Genomic DNA, 3,996 nt, shown 5'->3' on the forward strand with positions numbered 1-3,996 from the left:
TCGTTTGCCGTCTCGAAGCCCGCCATGCCGTCGCTCGCCGGATAGCGGATCCGCCACCAGAATTGCTCCCCGGTGACGTCGATCGTTTCCGGCGCCGGGGCGACGCGCGCCAGCCACGGCCGGATCGCAGGCATCAGCCAGACCGCATAGGCAAGCAGCGCCAGAAGCACCACGACGGGAAAGGCGACCCCGCCCCAGGCGATCAGCCGCCCGGCCTTCTCCGCCGACCACGGCGCTTCGCGCCGCCGCCCGCATGGATCAGCAGGCCGACCACGGCGATCCAGATCAGCGCGCCACCCACCACCATGACAAGAAAGAGCTGAAAAACCGCCGCGGCCTCCTCTCCCGCCGGGTCGAGCGCCGACTGCGCGCCGGTACAGCCGCTCAGCGGGATCAGCAGGATGGGGAGGGCGCGTCGGGAAATCGATCTTGCTCCTGAGGGACTTACTTTGAGCGATATGGCTCGCATCCTGCGGCGGGCAAGGGGTAAACCTGCACCGGCGCCGATCTTCCTCATTTGCTGCCGGGACGGGATTTGCTGCGGCGCTGAGCCACTAGATTAGCCACGAACATCGCCTTTTCATACGCGGGACGTCCGAATGCTTTTGCTTGCCCTACTCAAGCACTTTTACGTCCGGATCTAGGATTGTTTGGCGCCTTTAGGCACTAGTGCGCCTCTTGCTTTGCGAGGGCCTCGACGCTCATTGTCGTTGGAGCCGTTCCTGCCGAGAACAGCACCATACTAATAATCGATCCGAAGATGAGGACGAAGGTGGTGAGCAAACAAATGCCCATGACATTGGCTTTCAGTCTCACAGGGTCGACTCCTATCAAACCGGCGCGAGCGGAAATGGGCTGGGCTTACGGCCCTCAGCAGGCCGCGGGTGTTTCGCGTAGGCATGCGTCTGGTCCTCCAGCACTTTTTTGACTGCCGCATAGGCAATCTCCGGCGCCCAGCCCGCTTGAGTGATTTTGTCGATCAATTCGCACACTGGTCGTGCAACAGCGTTCTCGCAGTCGCTCTGCGCGGAGGCGTCACTCATTGGTTTGCGTGGCGAGGTGATAAGCGTCGTCATGGTGTCTCCTTTCGAACGAGGCCAGTCGGGGCTTTGACTGGCCTCGCGCCTTGCCTCGTCCTCTTGGAATAAATCCAATACGGATAGCGTAGCGCACCAGTAACGCGGTTCACTGGCTTTGGTTCGAGCGGCTCCGAGCCTCGCATCGACGGCAAGACAAATTTGGAAGTTGCTTGAAGCCTGAAACGTCCGAGAGCGCTATCCTGGTGAGGTCTCGCGGATGAACACGCCAACCTATTCAGGGGGTCATTCTGCGCTTGCGGCTCCAGCTCTTGGCTAGCGCCGTGCCAGTTTGGTGCGGCCGGCTTCCCGAATTGAGAACGACGAGTCTGAGCCGATCGAGATCAATCCCGCGCTTATGGCCGCTTCGATGGTCTCGGAAAAGTCCGAGCCGGCCAACCCATGTTTTCTGGAGTAGTTTTCTACCGTGCCGCGGGGGGCAGACGGCGAGACCCCGTAGCGCGGGCTAAGGAAGGCGCCGAGAATGATTTTGAATTTTTCGTTGAGGGTCACGGCTTTCTCCAATGTTGCCCAATGGTGCTAACAGCATCCGCACCATCAAGATAGGGCGCAAGGTGATTGCCGCATAAGCGCACAGACCCCGCGCAGCAGGGCAAGCAGGGAACAAAGTGCGTCATGATCGGTTCGATCTTCCCAATGCAGCAGGAATAATGAAGTGGAGAAAGCGATGGCCGACCGCAAGCAAGTCTCACGTGAAGACGATTTTCGTGACTTCGAGCAACGGGACATCCGCGATGGATGGCCCTATGCCGACAAGGACGCCGATCCACGCGAAGCGCGGAACGCACCCTATGGCGCCCCGGACGCAAACTTCGACCAGTTGGACAATGAGGGTGTCGAGGTGTCGCTCGATCCGGTGGCGACCGACGTGAGCGGCGCTCCCCTGCCATTTTCCGACGGGACGGAAGATGTGATCGCGGACGACGAACTGGAAGAGCGCATAACGCTAGCACTTGAAGGCGACAAGCAGATCGACCTTGCCTCCCTGGAGATCAACGTCCGCGACGGCGTGGTCGACATCGATGGCAGTATCGACAGCGAGGACGATCGTCGCCATCTCATTGGCTCGATCCGCGCCGTCAAGGGCGTTCGCAATGTGCATGCGCGGGAGCTGCTGACGCGGGGCGTCGATAGCCATATTCCGAACGATAGCGAAGAATAGGATCCAACGGCGACGGCGCCTTCGTTCTAGGGAATGGGGCGGACGACGCTGGAGCGACGTGGCCGGCAGGACGCGCCTTCCTAATAGGGGCGGCGCGTCCATTTGCCGAGATCCAACCGGAAATGATGTGGTGAGGCTCGGAAAGCCGGTGGAGTCGATGCGAAGACTGCGCTCGACGACGTCTCTTCGATCATAGCCGACTACAGGGGGCTGTCGTTGCGCTGAGAACCGCAAAATCGCAGGTCGTCCTCGCGGAACAAAGAGGAGCCATGCGGGTTTCCCAAACTCCTATTCAATGGAGGAAACCGACATGGACCATACAAATCACGTACGTCTCACCGCTGCCGAAATGACGCCTGACGTTCTGGAAGGCGCAACCATTTATGGGGCGGACGACCACAAGGTCGGCACCCTTGACCATGTCCACGGCGCTGGCTCCGGAAGCACCGCTGTGATCGACGTCGGCGGGTTCCTTGGCATCGGTGCGAAGCCGGTCGGCGTTCCGCTGACCGATCTCGAGTTCATGCGCGACGAGGACGGCGACGTTCACGCGGTGACGGCCTGGACCAAGGACCAGCTCAAGGCGATGCCCGAACACCATCACTGACAGGTATTTCAGCAGACCTGAAGCCCGGCTCGATGCCGGGCTTTTGGTCGTGGATCGGCTCAAAAATCGCGGAGACTGAAATGGTGGATAAGGAGCAGCAGCACCGTGAGCGCGCCTATAAAATCTGGGAGGACGAAGGCCGTCCGTACGGCCAACACGCCGACCATTGGAGGCGCGCCGGAGAGGAAGTGGAGTTGACCGAGCAGGAGTCGGATGACGTGACCCGGGTCAATCAGCAAGCCGACGACGAATTCGCGCGCGGCGGCGGGGAAAGCGAGCCCGCAAACATCAGGCCTCCCTCAGTGGCGAGCCCCGATTGACGTTGCTGGAGGCCAAGATGAGCGACAAGTTCAAAAAAGGCGACAAGGTGAACTGGGAGACCAGCCAGGGCGAAACCGAAGGCAAGGTCGTAAGGAAGCAGACCAGCGAAACAAGGATCAAGGGCCATACCGTCAAGGCCACGAAAGATGATCCTCAGTTCATCGTCGAAAGCGACAAATCGGGCAAGCGGGCAGCGCACAAGCCAGAGGCGCTCAAGAAGGCCTAGACCCTTTGTCGGATGTGAGCCTCGAATACGGCCGGCAAGATGGACATTGACGATTTCGGATGACGCGTGGTGCAGCTGGCCTCGCCGCCGATCCAGCCCTTCGCTCTCGGAATTGTAACGGGCGGACCGTCGGTCTCTTGCCAGAACAACGACGGAGCGACGTGCTCCGCCGACCATCTATATGTGGCGTGTCAGGTGAGCCACGGTGACATCATTTCATCAGCCCGGCCGAGCGCAGTGCATTCTCGATGACGGATTGGATCTTGTTTCCAGCACCGCCGCTCGGGTGTATGGCGGGACGCTCGTCGATGACTTCGGCCTTCGGACGCTCGCGGCGCTCGAAGGAGGCCGCAAGTCCCCACGTCCTTGCGATCTCCACGGTGGAGGAAACGCCGACATCGAGCATGAAGGGTGCGCCGTGGCCATAGCCGGTGGAGGCATCGACGGGTGTGCCGTGGGCCATACGGGGGATCCGATAGAGCTCGATTGCATCCGTGCCGCGTTCGTCGCGCCAGGACGACCGGGAATATTTGGCAAATGTCTCCGAGGATGTCGGCTGTTCCGGCAATGCATGCACGCCACG

The 3,996-nt window shown here is 60.7% G+C and carries 7 protein-coding genes and 1 pseudogene; 4 read left to right on the plus strand and 4 right to left on the minus strand.

What is annotated here, in order from left to right; all coding sequences use genetic code 11:
- Positions 1–202 precede the first annotated feature (202 nt).
- The 3 genes from J2Y63_RS35255 to J2Y63_RS35265 all read right to left on the minus strand — a co-directional run bounded on the left by J2Y63_RS35255 (position 203) and on the right by J2Y63_RS35265 (position 1,589).
- Positions 203–517 (minus strand): hypothetical protein, encoded by a 315-nt coding sequence (locus J2Y63_RS35255; RefSeq protein ID WP_435269817.1) that lies wholly within the window; start codon positions 515–517, stop codon positions 203–205.
- Between the two features lie 313 nt (positions 518–830).
- Positions 831–1,076 carry a hypothetical protein gene (locus J2Y63_RS35260; protein WP_435269818.1) on the minus strand — a complete coding sequence of 82 codons (246 nt, stop codon included), beginning with the start codon at positions 1,074–1,076 and terminating at the stop codon, positions 831–833.
- A gap of 276 nt (positions 1,077–1,352) precedes the next feature.
- Positions 1,353–1,589, minus strand: coding sequence for a hypothetical protein (locus J2Y63_RS35265; protein WP_435269819.1), 237 nt, complete (start codon positions 1,587–1,589; stop codon positions 1,353–1,355).
- A gap of 175 nt (positions 1,590–1,764) precedes the next feature.
- Here J2Y63_RS35265 and J2Y63_RS35270 point away from each other — a divergent pair, with 175 nt between their 5' ends.
- The 4 genes from J2Y63_RS35270 to J2Y63_RS35285 all read left to right on the plus strand — a co-directional run bounded on the left by J2Y63_RS35270 (position 1,765) and on the right by J2Y63_RS35285 (position 3,413).
- Positions 1,765–2,259, plus strand: a complete 495-nt coding sequence (locus J2Y63_RS35270; protein WP_256119592.1) for a BON domain-containing protein — start codon at positions 1,765–1,767, stop codon at positions 2,257–2,259.
- A gap of 310 nt (positions 2,260–2,569) precedes the next feature.
- Positions 2,570–2,866, plus strand: coding sequence for a PRC-barrel domain-containing protein (locus J2Y63_RS35275; protein ID WP_435269820.1), 297 nt, complete (start codon positions 2,570–2,572; stop codon positions 2,864–2,866).
- Between the two features lie 80 nt (positions 2,867–2,946).
- Entirely contained in the window at positions 2,947–3,186 is a 240-nt protein-coding gene (locus J2Y63_RS35280; RefSeq protein ID WP_435269821.1) for a DUF2934 domain-containing protein, read from the plus strand.
- Positions 3,187–3,203: 17 nt separating this feature from the next.
- Positions 3,204–3,413: a DUF2945 domain-containing protein gene (locus J2Y63_RS35285; RefSeq protein WP_435269822.1), complete on the plus strand. Its 210-nt coding sequence runs from the start codon at positions 3,204–3,206 to the stop codon at positions 3,411–3,413.
- Between the two features lie 211 nt (positions 3,414–3,624).
- On the opposite strand, the pseudogene J2Y63_RS35290 reads toward J2Y63_RS35285, so the two are convergent.
- A pseudogene (locus J2Y63_RS35290) lies at positions 3,625–3,996 on the minus strand (hypothetical protein); the annotation flags it as partial.

The sequence above is a fragment of the Shinella sp. BE166 genome (assembly GCF_051201095.1).
Classification (GTDB): Bacteria; Pseudomonadota; Alphaproteobacteria; order Rhizobiales; family Rhizobiaceae; genus Shinella; species Shinella lacus.

Coding starts and splice junctions, on each gene's coding strand:
- J2Y63_RS35255 (WP_435269817.1), bottom strand. CDS start 517: ATGAGGAAGATCGGCGCCGGTGCAGGTTTACCCCTTGCCCGCCGCAGG.
- J2Y63_RS35260 (WP_435269818.1), bottom strand. CDS start 1,076: ATGACGACGCTTATCACCTCGCCACGCAAACCAATGAGTGACGCCTCC.
- J2Y63_RS35270 (WP_256119592.1), top strand. CDS start 1,765: ATGGCCGACCGCAAGCAAGTCTCACGTGAAGACGATTTTCGTGACTTC.
- J2Y63_RS35275 (WP_435269820.1), top strand. CDS start 2,570: ATGGACCATACAAATCACGTACGTCTCACCGCTGCCGAAATGACGCCT.
- J2Y63_RS35280 (WP_435269821.1), top strand. CDS start 2,947: ATGGTGGATAAGGAGCAGCAGCACCGTGAGCGCGCCTATAAAATCTGG.
- J2Y63_RS35285 (WP_435269822.1), top strand. CDS start 3,204: ATGAGCGACAAGTTCAAAAAAGGCGACAAGGTGAACTGGGAGACCAGC.